This window comes from Brotaphodocola sp., from assembly GCF_050873365.1.
Taxonomy (GTDB): domain Bacteria; phylum Bacillota; class Clostridia; order Lachnospirales; family Lachnospiraceae; genus Brotaphodocola.
This window is the reverse complement of the sequence record NZ_JBNMIQ010000025.1, coordinates 1-18506: the sequence shown is the minus strand read 5'-3', so window position 1 is coordinate 18506 and position 18506 is coordinate 1. Positions and strand designations below refer to the sequence as shown.

At 44.0% G+C, this 18506-nt stretch carries 14 protein-coding genes; 3 read left to right on the top strand and 11 right to left on the bottom strand.

Translation table 11 applies throughout. The annotated features are described in order from the left end of the window. Positions 1–107 precede the first annotated feature (107 nt). The 6 genes from ACR0QT_RS11120 to ACR0QT_RS11095 all read right to left on the bottom strand — a co-directional run bounded on the left by ACR0QT_RS11120 (position 108) and on the right by ACR0QT_RS11095 (position 9369). Positions 108–1790: an AAA family ATPase gene (locus ACR0QT_RS11120; RefSeq protein WP_432630843.1), complete on the bottom strand. Its 1683-nt coding sequence runs from the start codon at positions 1788–1790 to the stop codon at positions 108–110. Between the two features lie 241 nt (positions 1791–2031). Then, on the bottom strand, positions 2032–5028 hold the full coding sequence (locus ACR0QT_RS11115) for a hypothetical protein (RefSeq protein WP_432630842.1): 2997 nt from the start codon (positions 5026–5028) through the stop codon (positions 2032–2034). Between the two features lie 50 nt (positions 5029–5078). After that, a complete protein-coding gene (locus ACR0QT_RS11110) occupies positions 5079–5960 on the bottom strand; it encodes a hypothetical protein (RefSeq protein ID WP_432630841.1) in 882 nt (293 codons plus the stop codon). A 597-nt stretch (positions 5961–6557) separates the two neighbouring features. Next, the gene (locus ACR0QT_RS11105; RefSeq protein WP_432630840.1) at positions 6558–7295 is read right to left on the bottom strand and encodes a hypothetical protein; all 738 of its coding nucleotides are present in this window, start codon (positions 7293–7295) and stop codon (positions 6558–6560) included. A 412-nt stretch (positions 7296–7707) separates the two neighbouring features. Next, positions 7708–8181, bottom strand: coding sequence for a hypothetical protein (locus tag ACR0QT_RS11100; RefSeq protein WP_432630839.1), 474 nt, complete (start codon positions 8179–8181; stop codon positions 7708–7710). Positions 8182–8463: 282 nt separating this feature from the next. Beyond that, on the bottom strand, positions 8464–9369 hold the full coding sequence (locus ACR0QT_RS11095) for a tyrosine-type recombinase/integrase (protein ID WP_432630838.1): 906 nt from the start codon (positions 9367–9369) through the stop codon (positions 8464–8466). Positions 9370–9697: 328 nt separating this feature from the next. On the opposite strand from ACR0QT_RS11095, the gene ACR0QT_RS11090 reads away from it, so the two are divergent. Further along, positions 9698–10630, top strand: a complete 933-nt coding sequence (locus ACR0QT_RS11090; RefSeq protein WP_432630837.1) for a rolling circle replication-associated protein — start codon at positions 9698–9700, stop codon at positions 10628–10630. Between the two features lie 102 nt (positions 10631–10732). Here ACR0QT_RS11090 and ACR0QT_RS11085 read toward each other — a convergent pair whose 3' ends face one another. From ACR0QT_RS11085 to ACR0QT_RS11065, 5 genes are all read right to left on the bottom strand, one after another. After that, the gene (locus ACR0QT_RS11085; RefSeq protein ID WP_432630836.1) at positions 10733–12139 is read right to left on the bottom strand and encodes an aminopeptidase; all 1407 of its coding nucleotides are present in this window, start codon (positions 12137–12139) and stop codon (positions 10733–10735) included. Positions 12140–12263: 124 nt separating this feature from the next. Continuing rightward, a complete protein-coding gene (dtd, locus tag ACR0QT_RS11080) occupies positions 12264–12710 on the bottom strand; it encodes a D-aminoacyl-tRNA deacylase (RefSeq protein ID WP_432630835.1) in 447 nt (148 codons plus the stop codon). Positions 12711–12807: 97 nt separating this feature from the next. Continuing rightward, the gene (locus ACR0QT_RS11075; RefSeq protein WP_432630834.1) at positions 12808–14610 is read right to left on the bottom strand and encodes a glycerophosphodiester phosphodiesterase family protein; all 1803 of its coding nucleotides are present in this window, start codon (positions 14608–14610) and stop codon (positions 12808–12810) included. 163 nt (positions 14611–14773) lie between these two features. Then, a complete protein-coding gene (locus ACR0QT_RS11070; protein ID WP_432630833.1) occupies positions 14774–15439 on the bottom strand; it encodes a GTP pyrophosphokinase in 666 nt (221 codons plus the stop codon). Positions 15440–15622: 183 nt separating this feature from the next. Continuing rightward, positions 15623–16351: a S1 RNA-binding domain-containing protein gene (locus tag ACR0QT_RS11065; RefSeq protein ID WP_432626686.1), complete on the bottom strand. Its 729-nt coding sequence runs from the start codon at positions 16349–16351 to the stop codon at positions 15623–15625. A gap of 339 nt (positions 16352–16690) precedes the next feature. Between ACR0QT_RS11065 and ACR0QT_RS11060 the strand changes: the two genes are divergently transcribed. Both ACR0QT_RS11060 and ACR0QT_RS11055 read left to right on the top strand, forming a co-directional pair. Beyond that, positions 16691–17440 carry a phosphatase gene (locus ACR0QT_RS11060; RefSeq protein WP_432630832.1) on the top strand — a complete coding sequence of 250 codons (750 nt, stop codon included), beginning with the start codon at positions 16691–16693 and terminating at the stop codon, positions 17438–17440. Then, on the top strand, positions 17433–18371 hold the full coding sequence (locus tag ACR0QT_RS11055) for a LysR family transcriptional regulator (RefSeq protein ID WP_432630831.1): 939 nt from the start codon (positions 17433–17435) through the stop codon (positions 18369–18371). The genes ACR0QT_RS11060 and ACR0QT_RS11055 overlap by 8 nt, the downstream gene beginning before the upstream one ends. Positions 18372–18506 lie beyond the last annotated feature (135 nt).

Here is an 18506-nt window from a genome sequence, read left to right as displayed (position 1 = left end):
AAAAAATTACACAGTCAAATATGTGCCCCTCAAGTATAGCATATCCGCCAGAATTTAAAAAGCGATTTGCCGGAATTCATAAATTATTCAGATTCGGGAAAATCCCCCTACTCTCCCTCTGCGCACATCACCATGCAACGTTTTTTATAAAAAGAAATGCCGTAACAGCAGATCTGATCATAGTCATCCTGAAAATCTTTTGCATACATCCGATCGGAAATCTGACGGATCGCTCTCTTGCAATCCTCTGTCATGTCCTGTAATGTCTTGGAATATTTTGCCTCAAAAATTGCGACACGACCATTCACAGAATCATACACTACCACATCGCTTCGACCTTCCCCATGCTCTTTATTTGATTCCACCTCATATCCCGCTCCCGCAAAAATTCCTGCCAGAAATGCATGATAAAAGTCTTCTTTATAATCATGATAACTGATCGTTTTGCGAAGCAATTTGCTCATTTCCTCGGTAAGAACCTTGTCATCTCCATTCCACACTGCATGAAACAGAGTTCCCCGATCCCAACTTTTTGCATTATCATCAAACCACTTCATCACCGTAGTTTCAAAAATCTCCCGGATTTCCTTATTCGGAATTTTCAGTGCAAATGTTCCATCGGACAGAGAACTCGAATTCTCCATATCCCTGATTTTCGTCAGGTATCCAGTCAGATAAAGCACACTCCACAGATTCTCCTCTGAAGAATGAAGATAATCATATGTCAGATTTTCATCTACACGTTGAAAAATCGCCCCACCAGCTAACAAAGTTTCCATCTTCTTTGTAATACTGCTTCCTGCATAGTCAATGAACGATCGAATGATTGCATTATCACTCGTATTTTTCCAGTAACTTGCAGGCTGTATATTCGGATTTTTCTGAACATCAAACAGATAATTCATCACATCCCAGGGACAGTACACATCGAAATCTCCAAAATGATATCCGTCATACCATTCTTTGATACAATCTCTTTTTTCCATTGCATCCGCATCTTTAAGAATTTGCGAAACTTCCTCCTGCGTAAAGCCAAAGTACTCATTCAGCTTGGAATCCGTAATCGTATCAGAAACAAAATTATTTGTCCCGGTAAATACACTCTCCTTGGCAATCTTCAGGCATCCTGTAATCACTGCAAACCGAAGAGACGGATTATCTTTTAATGAGGTGCTCATCATCGTTTTTACGATCTCCATCATTTGCGCATAATATCCATTACTGCTCGCCTTTGCAATCGGAACATCGTACTCATCTAAGAGCAAGACGACCTGCTTCTTATAATACCTGTGCATCATCCGCATTAAAAGATTTAATGATCGGCTAAGCTGGACCTCATTTGCATTTCCCGCTTTTATTTGAAGAAAAAGATTTTTATCATCAGGATCAATCTCGTCAGAATCAAGCAGATAAGTATATTCTTTATATAAATTCGCAATCTGCATCTGCATTTGATTATATGCGTTTGAAAAAGTCAATCCATCAATATCTTTCAAAGAAAATAAAATTGTAGGACACTGATTCATCCAACGTTCGCACAATTTCCTATTTCCCATGATTTCCAAACCATCAAACAATCTGCTGCTGTCTTTGCGGACATCAAAAAAATTGGCAAGCATGCTCATTCCCAATGTCTTGCCAAATCTCCGCGGACGCGTAATCAGCGTCACCTCCGCAGTCTCCCTCTCCAACAACTCCGAAATCAGACCACTTTTATCTACATAGTAATATCCATTTTCACGAATCTTTTCAAAATCAGAAATCCCCACCGGCAGATTCAATTTTTTCAACGCTCCCGCTCCTTTCTGCCACTCGTTTAACACGATCTTTCCGCACCAAAAATACTACCTCAGTGATGTTATATTTCGTTGAGTCTTTCATCGTATATTCATATACTTAATTATATGGGATTTTAGATTTTACAGCAAGTTATATACTAGACTATATATCATAAATCGACAAAAACAAATTAAGTGTACCCTTAGCTAGAAAATATCTTAAAGTTCTATATATAACTGCCCCTAGTATCTCTCACATTTTATCCCCTACTATTTCTGATACACACCATGCATTCTCAAAGATCTGATTTGGATCGTCTTTTGATGCGATCAAGTCTTCAGCGGCATTGTGATTGAAGCAGTGGCAACATCCGCGGGTTGCGAGCTGGAGTTTTCCAACATAGTTGTCGTTATCCTCAGGGTGGATGGAATACCACATACGCCCCTCTTTTGCCGTGTCACTTTCTGCCACGTTGAAGATTACATCCGCCAGTTCCTTGCCGGTTCCGGTTACTGTATCGTCGTCCTCAAAGGTGATCTGACGAATACCATTGACCTTGGACTGCTCCAGTCTCCAGACATGCGCTTCCTTGATCTTTGCGTAGTTCATGCCAGTATATGATTGAGTCCAACGGATTGCACCGAGGTTTGTCTGGTGTCCATCCCCATTCTCATAATGAACGTGGTATGACTTAACCGTTCCGGAATAACGGCGTGCGCGTACCTTGTGAAACTCTTGGTAACATCCACCGTAGTCACACTCTACCGGATCAGGCTTATCTTCCTCTGATAAATCCTCATGATATTCGTGCGGGAACTCACAGGATACTTCGATTGGTTCGCCATTCTCGTCGGTACCTTCTTCGTGTCCACCACCTTCACCACCGTCGTTCTCCCAATCCCATGTTACAGCTTCAAGGTCAAGCTCTGTATAGTAATTGCCGGGAACAGGCTTGTCATCACCGGAAACCCACTTAGTAATTTCTGTCTTGATGATGTGCTCGTTGCCAGTGCCGTTGGTATGGGTTGTGCCACATACGGAGCACTTCTTGGCTGTGATGAAATCCCCTGTTGTGGATGGAGCGTCCGTGTGATCGCGAAGCCATTGATTGATTTCCTCGACTGTGGCGTTCTTGAACTCCATTGTGACTGGTTCCCAGTATCCTTCACATTGGGTGCCTTGATACTTCTGTTCAAAGTTTCTCACCGCAGTCATGTTGGGTGTGTATTCGTATTTTAATTGGGCGACGAACTCCTGACCCCCAGAGACAAAGTATAGATTCTCTGTGGTAGGTAATCCTGCCATAGCCTCATATGGTTCTCTGTATGCATCAGTATTGAAGTATCCACATTTAATCTCTGCATATCCATCTGGAGCATCTGACTTGTACTCGTATGTTCCTGGGGTGGATCGGTACTCTACCCATTCCGCTTGATTGTTGGTGAAGTCTTGCCATGCTTTGTTACCTACTTTGACTTCGACTCGTACTGCGTATGTCACTCGTATGCCTTGCTCAAGTGAACCCCTAATTGTCTCAGAGGTCATGGCGAGTCCTGTTCCGGTGTTCAAGATATTGATGAGTTCTTCATTGGTCATGGTGCCCGACTCTGTACCGGATGTCGCATTGGGTAATCCTGTAATCTTTGCGTCTCCGACTACAACTCTGTCGAATCCCTCAGTTGCGTTCTTACCTTGTTGCATAACTTGTTCACGAGTGTACTGTGATGCTTTAGTATCTGCCAAATCTTCGGGCACCCTGTATACTGTGATGCGCATGCGGTTATTATTGTTACCATTCTGTGCAATATACGTTTTCCACTTGTCGATGTTGTTCTGGTTGTACCCGTTCTGGGATACGTTAATCTCATACACCGTGGAGGACTCATTGACCTCTGTGTCCGGTGTCATGTCATGCGCGCCATTCGGTGTGAGTTTCCAAGTGAATGATCCCGGGACTTCCACGTTTGGGTTGGTTGGGTTTATAACACCTCCAGTAGTTAGCTGAGTATCCGCTACATATGTGAAACCAAGGAGGTATCCGTATGATGCGTTCTTATCGTCTGAAGGCCAAGCTAATCGACAGTATGCGCGATCTTTGTAACAATCAGATGCGGCACCTTTCTTTATAGTATAGCCTAATCCCTGCCCTACAACGGCATCTTTAACCGGCGACGATGTGCCCAAGCTATCAACGAGTACATCTTGAATGGTCTTATTTGAATCCCATCCACGATAGAGAGTCTCGACAGCACCGGAGCCACCGTCTGGGTACTGGGTACGAATCGTGTATGGAAGTGTTGCAAGCTGAGAGTTTGATTCGTTTGGAGTGTTCGTTCCGTCCAGACCAATCTCTTGGCATGCTTCAACTTCTAGGAGTGGCATATCTCGAAGTAAGTAACCGTGTCCTACCCAATTCCAGATGGCTGTCTCGAATTGCTGATAACTCGGATTGTCCGTAACTTGTGCGAGCCAAGCAAACTGGATGAGCATTGTGACATATCCAATCTGACTCCACTTTGCTCTGTCCTGTGCAGTCACTCCTGCTTGAGTATATAACGAAGTATCCCATGAGAAGTTACGGATATTGTTACCGGTGCCATTTCCGTTACTCATCAGATCTCTCATCAACTCCACGATGTAGGATTTGAATTCTTGCTCAGAGTTTAGATTAGCATTCGCCATGAACATTGTTTTCATGTGGTACAGGAAATCTCCGCCAGTCTCATAGTTACCCGCTGCCCCGAAGAGTGCCTTACCCATATCTGGAACATATGCGGTCGATACTGTTCGGTTGAACCCATCGATTCCAGAATAGCACATGGCGGCGAGCTTATTGTCTTGATCCGTCACAGTTGTATTTTTCTTAATCTTTATTCTGTGATTTTGGATTGGGAATCCTTTACCACCATACGACGACATAACTCCCCAGTTCGGTCTGAAGTCGTCTCGTCTTGCTCCGTAAAAGTAGATACCGTCATTGCCTGGCTCCATGTAAATGTGGCGTAAATGCTCAACAACTTTCTGTCGCTGATCATCAAGATCTCGATCGGTGTATCCACCTTTCAATCCCTCGATTACACCATCGAGGTTTCCATCTGATATAGTTACACGGAATCCATAATCATCGAAGATCGGTGCTGTTCCGTTCTTTCCGTATCCCTTTCCACCTGGAGTCATAATCGGTCTACTAGATCCAGTTGTATCACCTGGAGATTCCGCTAATGCTGTGAGTGGTACCTGAATAATCATCAGTACAGCCAGCAAAAGCGAACATAATCTTTTGAAGATTAATTTTAAATTCATTTAGTATATGGAATACCGTACTTATCGAAGATACTATAGATTACAGAATCGTCAGTAGTTTCATTGAATGTTTTAGCATCTGCTTCGGAAATGTAATAATCAACACCACCCTTACGAAGTACAGATGTACCCTCCGGTGCATTGAAAGACTTGATACGATCATCAGACATAGAGATGCTGTTACCTACCATAGCATCTACTAAGTTGTCCACAGCATTATCCTCAGTATACTCGTATGGCAGAGACTCTGCATACATGCTTCTGTGATTGAGGTCGTAATCGCAAAGGTCGCTGTAATAGGTATTACCGTTCAAAGTCACTTTTAATACCTTGTAAGACTGGTTGTATCCGTTGATTGCGATACCAGAAGAGATCTGTGCCTGAATACCTACTGCATCGCAAAGTGCCTTACCTACAAATGTATAACCATAAACATCAGCTTTCTTTGCGTTGATCTGGTATGCCATGTTTACTGGCAGTCCCTGCATATCAGGTGCGAAATACTCAGCTACCTTATTGGCTACTGCTTCGTAACATGCCTTCTCGTCTGCGATGCTTGCAATGTCACCCTTATTCTCTTCTGCCCATCTGCGAGCCTGCTCAACACCCTCTGCACGTGCCCACTCATCTGTACCGTACTGTGCTCTGAGTTCTGCTGAAGATTTAGTTGGGTCGATAATCCAATTGATATTCGGATCGCCATTGAATTTCTGCTTTACTGCTTCGTTGATCTCCTGCTGAGACTTGGTTGAGGTTGACGTAGTTGTGGTTTGCTCAGTTGACTTACCAGATCCTGCTTCGATAACCGCTGCATATGTAGGTACTGCTGAACTAATCATCATTAAGCTAGCTAATGCTACTAATATTTGTTTTCTCATGTTAATTCTCCTTTCATGCCTTTGTTATCTATTTTTTATATACATTGATATGTATTATTTTTTCAGTTAATTGTTGGGGATGTTTCAAGAAGTCTATAATAGATATTGCCCGCGGCTTCGCCGCTTTTTTGCTAATGGTGTCAGGCTTCGCCCTCCACCAGGGTCTCTGCCACTAGGAACGTCACCCTACTGGAGCAACCTCATGTTATCTCCCCTAGGAGTGTGGGTTTGGTATTTCGCGCGTAGCGCATGTCGATATTATTTTGATTATACCTATTCTGAGAAACATTTATCTCGTACACCGTTGAGGGTTCGTTTACCTCAGTATCTAGGGGCATGTCGTGACTGCCGTTTGGATTTAACTTCCACGTGACCTGGTACCTCAACATTTGAAGTATTCGGTGTTGACGGTATTCCCCAGTCTGGTGCGTCCGCTGCATATGTGAATCCAAGAAGATATCCGTACGATGCATCCTGTTGATCCGATGGATACGCTAATCGGTAATAAGCTCGGTCTGCATTAATAGGTGATGAAGCACCTCGCTTTATTGTATAACCTAAAACCTGTCCAACAACACCATTACTGATAAGTGATGACTATAAAGATTCCTCTAATACTTGCTGTATTGTCTTACCTGCATCCCATCCTGCGTATAATGTCTCAACCGCGCCAGAGCCACTATCTGTATATTGTGTGCGGATTGTGTACGGAAGGTTTGCAAATTGCATATTATCAGATACTGCATCAGGCGTACCATTCAAGCCGATCTCGTGACAAGCTTCAATCTCCAGAAGTGGCATCGAGCGAAGCTGGTACCCGTCCTGAACCCAATTCCAAATTGCCGTCTCAAACTGCGGATATGTTTCTGTGTCACCTACTGCTTGTGCTAACCACGCGAACTGAATCAACATTGTAAGGTATCCGATACGGCTCCACTTCACTCTATCGGAAGCAGTTACCCCGGAGTTGTTATGCAGCGATGTATCCCAACAAAACTCACGCAGATTGTCAGCAGTGAGTTCTCCATTGCTCATAAGGTTTTGCATAAGCTGAATTAATTTGTTGTTGAAATCTGTTTCAGATGAAATATCGGATGAATTGGCGATGTAGAGTTGTTTCAGATGATACAGGAAGTCTCCACCATTGTCATAATTGTTTGTAGCACCGAATAATGCTGTCACCATGTCTGGTGCCGAATCTGACATATATGGTGTGGTTGCATCTCGTGTTCCACCGAAAACACCCTCATAACACATCCACGCAAGTTTGTTATCTGTTTCGGCAACCATTGTACCATTCTCAGGAATTTCAAGACGACTACTCTTGATTGGCATACCATCACCTGGATATGACGATACTACTCCGAGCGTCGGCTTAATGTTTCGATTGAGTCTTGCCCAGAAGTATATACCGTCATTTCCCGGTTCGTAATAAATATGTGACAAATAACTCTCCACATCATCTCTCTGTTGAGTCAGTTGTTCTCGTGTATACTCACCACCCAGAGCCGATATTGCATTCTGTAATTGCTTTGACGTCGGAATTGTGATTCTGAATCCGTAGTCTCTGTAAATTGGTGCAGTTGCTCCTGTGCCATTACCAGAGCTACCTGGTCCGCCAGGGTATGATACGCTAATCTGTGAACCTTGCGATCCACCTGGGATGTCCGCTAATGCTGTGAGAAATACTTGACTGCATATCATTGCTCACACAAAAATATACGTCCATATTTATTCTGCCAAAATTTTAAACATTCATCATAGCTTCCATCATAGAAACTAAAATTTTATAATATGAACGCTTACGCGTTGCAAAATTTACAAATACATATTCTACAAAGAACAAACATATTCCCATAATTATAGCTGCGAAAATCTCCAGCGCACTGATTAAATTAACATCTTTGCTATTGGCTACTAATGTATAGAACATTGATGATACTGCTATAATCAATGTCAGAAAAGAAAGAATACCCGCCCAAGCATTTGCATAAATCTCATCTCGCGTAACTTTTGTTTTCATTTCCCAATAGATTTGCTCAAATACATCCAAATCTTCTTGTTTCATTCTTTTTATAGTAGGAAGTAGCATGTTTATTAGGGTATGATTTGTAATGTTTTTTTGAAAACCTGTGTTCTCTTTGCATTTCTCCCATTTTTTTCGAGTATCTTCCAATTCCTCTAAATTTTTGTCATATAGCTCTTTTTTCTTTGAATCCATCCTATTCCCCTTTCCTGTTCTCCTTTGCATTTTCTTACGCCACTTTTTTAACATTTTTCGACGTCTACTACATTAGGAACATTATGTAGTCTCTGTTATTATCTTGTTCTGAACTTAGGGGATAAAAAAGTAATTAAAAACAGATTTATTAAATAAAAAATAATTTTGATCAACACAAAAAGGGTGGGTTCTATTTTTTTCTCTTTCCACCCTTATTTTGCGTTGGTTAGAATTGCTTTTTTTGCTTGATCATGATAAAATTAGAACAGTGGGATTTTCTCTCTATATCGGAGAAAACAACATAATGTTCCTTATGTAATCATTCCCACCCACACCTTCTCTTGTGGAAAAATCACATTCACAAAACAGCTCCATTTTTTCTAAAATTTTTCGATGTACTTCCCCACTCTCCCGAATGTAAATACGTGTAGTTGATAAATTTGAATGTCCAAGAAGATCCGAGAGCCGAACAAGATCTTTTTCTACCTCATAAAATGTTCTCGCAAAAAGATGTCTCAGATTGTGTGGGAAAATTTTTTCTGCCGGAACACCAGATTTTTCAAACAGTTTCTTCATCTCTCTCCATATATTTGACCGATTTAAAGGGCTCTTATTTCTTGTCAAAAATATCATCCCAGAAAGTATTTTTTCTCTTCTGCAATAATCTCTCAAAATATGACAGAGCTTTGTTGGCAATAAAATTTTACGGATTTTCCCTTTATTGCATACACTTACTATCTTGTCTTTCAATGCTTCTACTGTGATATATTTTAATTCAGAAATTCTGATTCCTGTCATCCCCAGCGTTCTTAAAATCAATGCAAGTCTGTGTTTTCCAAGTTTTTCTGCTGTCTCAACAAGTCTGCGATACTCTTGTTTTGTGAGTTCCTTTCGTGGGTCTGCAAATATTTTTTCCTGAATTTTTATAAGACGAATCATCCAATTTCGATACCCCATCCACGCAAGGAACTGATTCAATGCAACCAACATAGAATTAACGCTGACAAGAGCATAATTTGATATCAAATACTGCTTCCATTCCGATAACTTCTGTGGATTTATTTTTGAATCTTTTTTCCAAGACAAAAAATTCTTTACATCTCGTATATATTTAAACACCGTATTTTCGCTGTACCCTTCGCCAATTAAATAATTTCTATATTCCTGTAATTCTTCACTCTCATTCATTTTTTCGTTTTCTCCAACGTTTTGTATTGACAGTATTTTTCATCTTCATTATAATGATTCTTGTAATTTTATACTTCTCATTTTCTCCATAGACAGGAAAATGAGTATTTGTGTTTCTGAAAAACATTAACCTTAACTTTTTTCAAATTTTTTAATCCGGTTCGGATAAAAAATTGCTTTAAAACAAAACAACAAGCTGTCTATTTTGTTTTGATGCGATTTTTTAGAGCCGGATTTTTTATTATATTTTTTTGTAAACTATCCTATCCATTTTGAAACATCGCATCAAAAAACTCGAAAGCATATTTCAAAATGGAGGCTAGTTTTAATGGAAAACAAGTCAAGGTTACGTCCATACAAATTTTGCAATGCATCCGTCAAGCAATTTGGCAAGCATTTTAAAGTTTTGACTTACTGTTATGTTTCACAATACGCAAAAAGACCGGAAATGCGTCAGTTTTCAAAAAAAGGATCTGTCAATACTAAAAAACTGAGTAACAATCTTTCACGAACCAAATCACGTATTCGTGAACTTGCACTCTGCAACGACTGGGACTGGTTTGTCACATTAACTTTGGATCCGCAAAAATTCAATCGCTATGATCTTAAGCAGGCAAAGGAATCAATTTACCGTTTTATCCGTGATTGCCAAAAGAAGACTCACCAGGAAATCAAGTACCTTTTAATTCCTGAGCATCACAAAGATGGAGCATGGCACTTTCATGGTTTGCTCCATGGAATTTCTGTTGATTCTTTTCGTGCGTTCTCCCTTGAGGAAAAACTTCCAAATAAGATAAGATCAGAACTCCTCAAGGGCAACATTGTTTATGACTGGACACCTTATCGTGAGAAGTTTGGTTATTGCTCAATCAGTGCGACCCGAAACACGCACGCACTGGCAGGGTATTTAACAAAATACATCTCGAAGGATTTCCTTTCTCGACAGTCTGAATTGAGCGCTCATCTTTATTTCGCCTCAAAAGGTCTTAAAAGTGCTGAGATTCTCAAAAAAGGATTTCTTGCAACTGAATATTTGCGTTTGATTACATGGGATTTTGAGAATGATTACATCTTAAAAAAGAATTTTGATATCTCCGATCAACCGGAGCTATTGCTTACTAGCAATCAGAATCTTTACGATTCACAGTTTCATCAAAAAGAAGCTTTACTCTTAGAACTTGTACCGTGGCAATACCAGTGCGATCAAGATACGGGTGAAATTTTGTTTGACACTCCATTTTCACCAAAAGATCAGTCATAGTTTTGTCCACAAATCATTTTTCTTATACTTTTCCACAAAACAAGGCCCGCTCAGCGTATATCTCTGAGCGAGCCCTATTTCAACCTACATTTATACGATCTCTTATTTATAGAATGCCTTAAATGCCTTATAAGTATTGTAAATATCCAGCTTTGCTGCCAGCTCAAACGGTGCGTGCATCGATACGATCGGCACACCGAGATCGACTACATCAATGTCGAGATGAGCGATGTATTTTGCGATGGTACCACCACCACCTGCATCGACTGCGCCGAGCTCGCCGGTCTGCCAGTAAACGCCGTTCTCTTCCATGATGCGGATAACTTTCGCCATCGTCTCTGCGCTTGCATCGTTGGAGGAAGATTTTCCTCTTGCGCCGGTGTACTTCGTCAGCACACAGCCCTTGTTGATGTAGCTCGCGTTGTTTGCCTCAAATACATCGGAGAATGTCGGATCGTAAGCTGCATTGACGTCAGAAGACAGGCACAGGGAACGGGTGAAGACATCTCTGACCGGAACTCCTGCCATGTCTGCGAGTCTCTCGACATAGTGCTTGAAGTAATCGGAATTCATTCCGGTATTTCCCTCAGAACCGATCTCCTCCTTGTCGGAGAGAATTGTGACTGTTGTGTACTCCGGATCTTTCGCCTCGATCTCTGCCATCAGAGCCGTATATCCGCAGACCTTGTCATCCTGTCCGTAAGCGCCGACAAGACTTCTGTCAAATCCGACATCGACTGCCTTCTGTGCCGGAACCATCTCGATCTCTGCTCGGAAGAAATCTGCCTCCGTAATGCCGTATTTCTCGTTCAGAAGTTTGAGGGCGAGCAGTTTCACTGGCTCTTTCACCTTGTCATCCACAAACGGAATCGAGCCGACGATGACATTGAGTTCCTCTCCGCGAAGTCCCTCAGACAGCTTGCGCTCATTCTGCTTTCCTGCCAGATGCGGAAGAAGATCGCTGACGCAGAATACCGAATCTCCCTCTTTCTCACCGATGCAAACCGTCACTTCTTCTCCGTTTTTCTTCACAACAACACCGTGCATCGCAAGCGGAGTCGTTCCCCACTGGTACTTGCGGATTCCGCCGTAATAATGAGTCTTAAAGTAAGCGATGTCGCTCTTCTCATAAAGCGGATTCGGCTTTAAGTCGAGACGCGGAGAATCGATATGAGCCACGTTGATGCGGACACCGTCGCTGACCGGACGTTTTCCAAATGTCGTCATCAGAATCGCTTTCTTGCGGTTCACATAGTAAACCTTATCGCCCGGTGCGTAAGATTTCTTCTCATCGAGCTCCTCGTATCCAGCCTCTTTGAGCAGTTTCAGCGCGCCAAGAACACACTCGCGCTCGGTCTTTCCTGCATTCAAAAATGCCTTGTATCCCTCGCAGAATGCATTTGCCTCCTCAGTCTGCTCCGGTGCTTCCTTGCCGATATGCGGAAACTTCCACATCAGTTCCTCCTCGAGCAACTGTCCGGCACTCTTCTGTTTTTCCATCTCTGCCATGATATAAACTCCTTTTTTACTCAGTAAATTTCAAGAAATCTCATCTTTCTCTGATTTCCATTTTTCTTTTTTCTTTAAATCTTATTTTCATCTTCACGAGTTTTCTATCTCGCAAAATAATTCGTTATAATTCCTTGCTGTCAAGCATCAGCGTAAACGGACCGTCATTGAGCAGTTCCACCTTCATATCGGCACCGAACTGTCCATGTTCAACCGTCTGCACATGCGTCTCACAGCGTTTCATGAAATACTCGTAAAGGCGGTTTGCTTTTTCCGGATTTCCCGCTTTCACAAAACTTGGGCGGTTGCCCTTTTTGCAGTCCGCATACAGCGTAAACTGGCTGACTACAAGAATCTCCCCGCCGACATCGGCAAGCGAAAGATTCGTCTTTCCATTCTCATCTTCAAAAATTCTCAGACGACAGATCTTGTCCGCCATCTTATCTGCAATGGCTTCGTCATCTTCCTCTGCCACGCCAAGCAGGATCAGAAATCCCTTTCCGATCTCTCCGATTGTCTGACCATCCACCTTTACACTGGCATGGGTCACACGCTGTACAACTGTACGCATCTTTTGTTCTCTTTTCTTTTTCTTTTTATTTTCTTTCCGTTTTTATCGTTCTGTTTTTTATTTCATTTGTTTTCATTTGCCAATAGGAGCTCTTTGCCTACCGAAACACCATTCTCAAATACTCAAAGAGCGTCTCCGTCGCTTCCTCCCGATAAACAATCTCCCTTGCAAGAACCGGGCGGTCAGTGATGATTCCATCCACACCGAGCATCATCAGTCTCTCCATCTCGCTCTTATGGTTGACCGTCCACGCAAAAACGCCCTTGCCCTGTGCATGAACATTTTCCACGAGACGCCGATCGACAAAACTGCTTCTCAGACTGATGAAATCAAGGGCATCGCTCGAATAGAAATTTCCGTATGCCGCCGAGATGATGTATCCCGTCAAAATCTGGGGATCAATCTCCTTGACTGCCTTTAAGTAACTCAGGCTTGTCGAGGTGATCACACACTGCTCTTCCATTCCTGCATTCTTAATCAAATTTACAACACGGGCAGGAAGGTCGCTGTCCGCTCCCACATTTTTGATCTCAATATTCAGATGCATTTTTCCACGGCATACCTCAAGCACTTCCTCAAGCGACGGAATTCTCTCCCCCACATAGGAATCCGAAAACCACGAGCCGACATCAAGTTTCTGAATCTGCTCCCAGGTCATCGAACTGATTGAGCGATTGACCCCCGCCACGCGTTTCAGGCTCGCGTCATGACCGAGGACAACCACTCCATCCGAAGTGAGCTGAACATCGATCTCCGCGCTGTCCGCCATCTCTTCCATTGCCATCTGAATTGCCGACATCGTGTTCTCCGGCGCATTCTGTGAACTTCCGCGGTGCGCCGTGATCTCCACCTGAGTCAACAGTCGATCCGTCACCGTCGGACCCGTCCGCACCATATCCCAGATCGAAAATACTCCGATCGATGCCAGAATCGCCATTACAGTCACAATTCTGCGCCGTTTTGGCGTTCCCCGTGCCGGATAGCGAAAATCCCAGCGTTCCTCATGGAGATGTCTCGTCCCATACTGGTAATAGCACACTGAGAGCGAGGCATAACACCCCACAACTGCCAGAATGCTTCCCGCAAAGAGAACTGCCAGCTCAATCCGATCTGCAATTCGCAGAAGAACTGCCATCGCAAGCGTCTGATCCGCATAGAAATTCACAAGAACCGACGCAATCACAACTCCGATCAGATAAGCGATAACCACCATCGCACAGACGCAGATCTCGCACAGCGCCATGAGTCCGGCGACAAAACGTTTCCGATGACGGGTCAAGACATAACTCCGGTGCAGGCTGTCCGAAAAAGTTTTCTGCTCCACCATACATCCATATGGCACAAACATTGCCGGATAAACCGCCACCATCAAAGCAAACAGAACAACCGCAAGAAAAAATGCCACCCACGGCTCGTTCATGATCTCTTTGAGCACAAAATTCAACGGTTTTGTGTGCGTCAGAATCCTCAAAATAAAGAAAAGATTCATCAGCACAACCTGAACGGAGGTCGTGACTGCCAATTTCCAGTTTTTCTTCCAGATCTCTGTCGCGGTTTTTTCCATTCCGCCCCATAAAATATGCAAAGGGGTCAGCTTCTGATAATAGGCTGACCCCTGAAATGCAGTAATGAGTCCGGCTATCTCCAGAACAACCAGAAGCATTCCCACCGCCACAATTCCAATCAAAATCAGAATCGTCCACGGACAAAGGAAAAATCCTCCGATATTCCCTGCTGTGAGATAGCTGTATCCGGCTTTCTCAAGGGCCAGACGCACCCCACGGCTGATCAGCCGTAAATAAGCCGGCATCGTCACCATACGGTACAGAAGCTCGAACAAAAGAATATTTTTCCAGTTCTGACAGGCGATCTGCCAGGTATCTTTTGCCAGTGTCTTCATTTTATGTCTGTTTCTCCTGTGCTGTAAACCTGAATGTTAAACTTAAACGTTAAACATACATACTCATTAACATTAAGCCTGAACATTAAACTTGAACACCAAACTTAAACATCAAACTTGAATATTATGTTCACAGCACAGTTTTTACTCCCAACTCTATCCTTTATTTGTCTTTCTGTTCCTGCGCATTTTCCCGTCCATCCTGTCCCAGTGCCAAAATGGACTGGTTCAGGGAGAACATCTTCGCATCAAGCATATCCACCATATCGGCGCATGCCTTCAGCTCTGCCTCGAGAAAATCAGGAGCATTGCCCTCAAACTTGTAATAAATCTTGTGTTCCAGACTCGCCCAGAAATCCATCGCAACCGTGCGGATCTGGATCTCCACCTTCGTCTCCACCGGTCCCTCAGTCAGATAAATCGGAATCGTCACAACCATGTGATAACTCTTGTATCCGTTTGGCTTGGGCTGTTTGATGTAATCCTTCACATAGAGAACGGTCACATCCTTCTGTCTCGCAATCATATCCGCAATCTTATAAATATCCTGAGTGAACGAGCAGATAATCCGGATTCCGGCGATGTCACTGAGTTTTTCCACCATATTTTCAATCGTGACCTCGTGACCATCGCCCTTCAGTTTTTTGACAATGCTCTCCGGCGTTTTCAGGCGCGACTTGATATGTTCGATCGGAGTGTGCCCGTAAATATGGACAAACTCTCCGTTTAAAATCTCTATCTTTGTGTTGATCGCCTTGAGCGCCGAATCATACAGAAACATTACCGAGTTCCACTGGTCCAACTGGCTGTATGCATCGGGGATATTCATCTTACCTATCCCTCCTTCTTTTTTCTAAATGCATGATTTTAATTTCTGCATTCTTTTGTAACTGTTTTGCACAGTACCTTACCGTACTTTCACAGTCACATTTGCTTTCTTCTTGTACATAAGAGCCTGCCGGACCGGAATCCCAGAGTGCAGATGATCCTATCAGGGGAATTCAGCCACACTCTAAAGTTTCAGGCCTTTCAGCAGTGCGCCAAGACCGGTTGTTGCCTCACCGCTCTCCTTGTAATCATAGGTATTGGTCTCTTCTGCTGCTTCCACATCCTCATCGAGAGCCTTGATGCTCAAGCTGATCTTGCCATCCTTGAGTGCGATGATCTTTGCCTTTACCTTCTCGCCTTCCTTCAGAACAGCAGCCGGATTCTTCACTCTCTGCTTGCTGATCTGGGAAACGTGAATCAGTCCGCTCAGACCATTGTCCAGATTTACGAATGCGCCGTAATCTTTCAGAGAATCTACGGTTCCCTCTACGATCTCGCCAACCTGAATGCTTGCCATCTTCTCTGCGCGCTCAGCTGCCTCTTTCTCTCTCATGACAGCTCTTGCGGAGAGAACAAGTCTCTTCTTCTCCGGATCAACCGTGATCGGAACAACATCGAGATGCTGACCAACACAGTCCTCTAACTTCTCTACATAGTGAGTAGAAACCTGAGATGCCGGGATGAATCCCTGTACATCGTTGATATAAGCAACCAGTCCGCCTTTTACAGCTTCCTTTACCTTTACGGTGGTTACGGTCTTGTCTTCCATCATCTGAGCCAGTTCTGCCCACTTCTCTGCATCCGGGCCATCCTGTTCCTCATAACGACTGTTACGGCGCTGATCAAACTCTTTATAGGATGCCTCCAGCTCGCTGGCGTAATCCTCCATCGTCTCTTTTACTTCTTCGCTCATAAGTCAAGTCCTCCTCTTCTCTCGCCGGTTCAAGATCCGGCAACTATGTTGTTACTGCTCATGTGTTACATGACCAGCAACGGAATTTGCCGTGGCTTCGCATTTGAATACGGCAAATTCCCGCGACCATTCCGTTCTTGTACGGCACTTTCGGTTCCAAAAGTGCCTACCCACGCACAGTAACACTATGTTGACTCTACCACATTTTTGCCCTTTTTTCCATAGTTTTATGTGTAAAAATATGCTATAATAACCGAATAGGAAAACATACATAAATGTATCACATTTGTATAACATTTCGCCAAATGAAACAAACTAAAATACAACGAGGACATTTTTATGAAAGACATCATGGACCTGCACAGCCACACGATTGTCAGTGGTCATGCATACAACACTCTTTACGAGATGGTTCGCTCGGCTTCTGACAAGGGACTCAGTCTCTTAGGCGTCACGGAGCACGCGCCGGGAATTCCGGGAGCCTGCCATCCATTTTATTTTATCAACTTTAAAGTCGTTCCGAGAGAACTTTACGGCGTTCGCCTGATGCTCGGATGCGAGTTAAATATCATCGATTATCTCGGAAGCGTCGACTTGGAGCCACGTTTCTTGAGAGGTCTCGACTTTGGAATCGCAAGCATTCACGATCCGTGCTTCACAAGTGGAACGGTGGCTCAGAATACCTCTGCCTACCTCGGTGCGATGAAACATCCGTCCGTTCAGATCATCGGTCATCCCGACGATGGACGTTTCCCGGTGGATTATGAGACTCTTGTCTGTGCAGCAAAGGAGGAGCATGTTCTCTTAGAGGTCAACTCAAGCTCCCTGCATCCACTGAGCAACCGCAAAAATGCGCGCGAGAACTATCTGACGATGCTTGAGCTTTGCAAGAAGCACAAGACGTCGATCGTCCTTGACAGCGATGCTCACTGCGAGGCAGATGTCGGCAATCACAGCCGTGCTCACGATCTCTTAAAAGAAGTCGATTTCCCGGAGGAGCTTGTCGTAAACACTTCCCTCGAGAAGGCTGCCTCCTACATCCCATGCCTTGCAAAAATGCTGACCGCAGGAGGTCCGGCAAATGATTAATTTCCTGAATCTGGAATATTTTCTCGTGGCTTCTGAGGAGTTGAATTTCACAAAGGCTGCCAAACGCCTCTTCATCTCCCAGCAGTCCCTGAGCAATCACATTTCCAATATGGAAAAAGAATTTGATGTGGTTCTCTTTAATCGCACCACCCCGCTGACCCTGACTTACGCCGGTCACGCACTCCAGGCAAAGGCGCGCCAGCTTCTCGAACTGCGCGATGAGACCTACCGCGAGCTCTCCGACATCAAGGATTTCTCGGTTGGTCAGTTGACCATCGGTCTCTCCCACACCCGCGGTCGTGTGATTCTCCCGGAGATTCTTCCTGTATACAAGGAGCGGTTTCCGAATATTGAACTGCGGCTCGAGGAGGGCAATTCCTCCGAACTTGCAGACGGTCTTCTTCACGGAAACATCGACCTGCTGATCGATATGCTTCCGATCAAGGTTGAAAATGTCGAGACGGTTCCGATCTGCGAGGAGGAGATTCTTCTCGCCGTTCCCGATGCCGTTCTCGAGAAGGCTTTCCCGGGACAGCTTCAGGAGATCAAGGAACAGCTCTCCAAGCACATCGACTTGAAATTGTTGAGTCGTTGTCCGTTCCTCTTAATCAACAAGGGAAACCGGGTACGCACACTCGCAGATGAGATGTTTGAGGAGGCCGAGGTCTCGCCAAATATCGTCCTTGAGACGGAGAACATCGAGACGGTTCTCGCCCTTGCATTCAAGGGAATGGGAATCACGTTTTATCCGAAGATGTTTATCTCAAGCTATCGAGAGCTGTCCTCGAACGCTGAAAATGGAATGCCCGTGAACTTTTATTCACTGGATTACCCGAAGGCGCACGGTGTTCTCGCAATCGGCTACCACAAAGGTCATTATATGTCTCAGGCAACGAAAGAATTCATCCAAATTGCGAAAGAGACGATATAACTCAGAGTGGATGTCCCCCTCCTCTATAGGTGGGGGTATCACAAACTTTCTCAGGAGGGGAGACAATCCCCTTCTGAGTTATACGCTCCGCGAGGGTGCAAAGCGCCAGTGGCGCTTGTTATGCACCGACCGCAG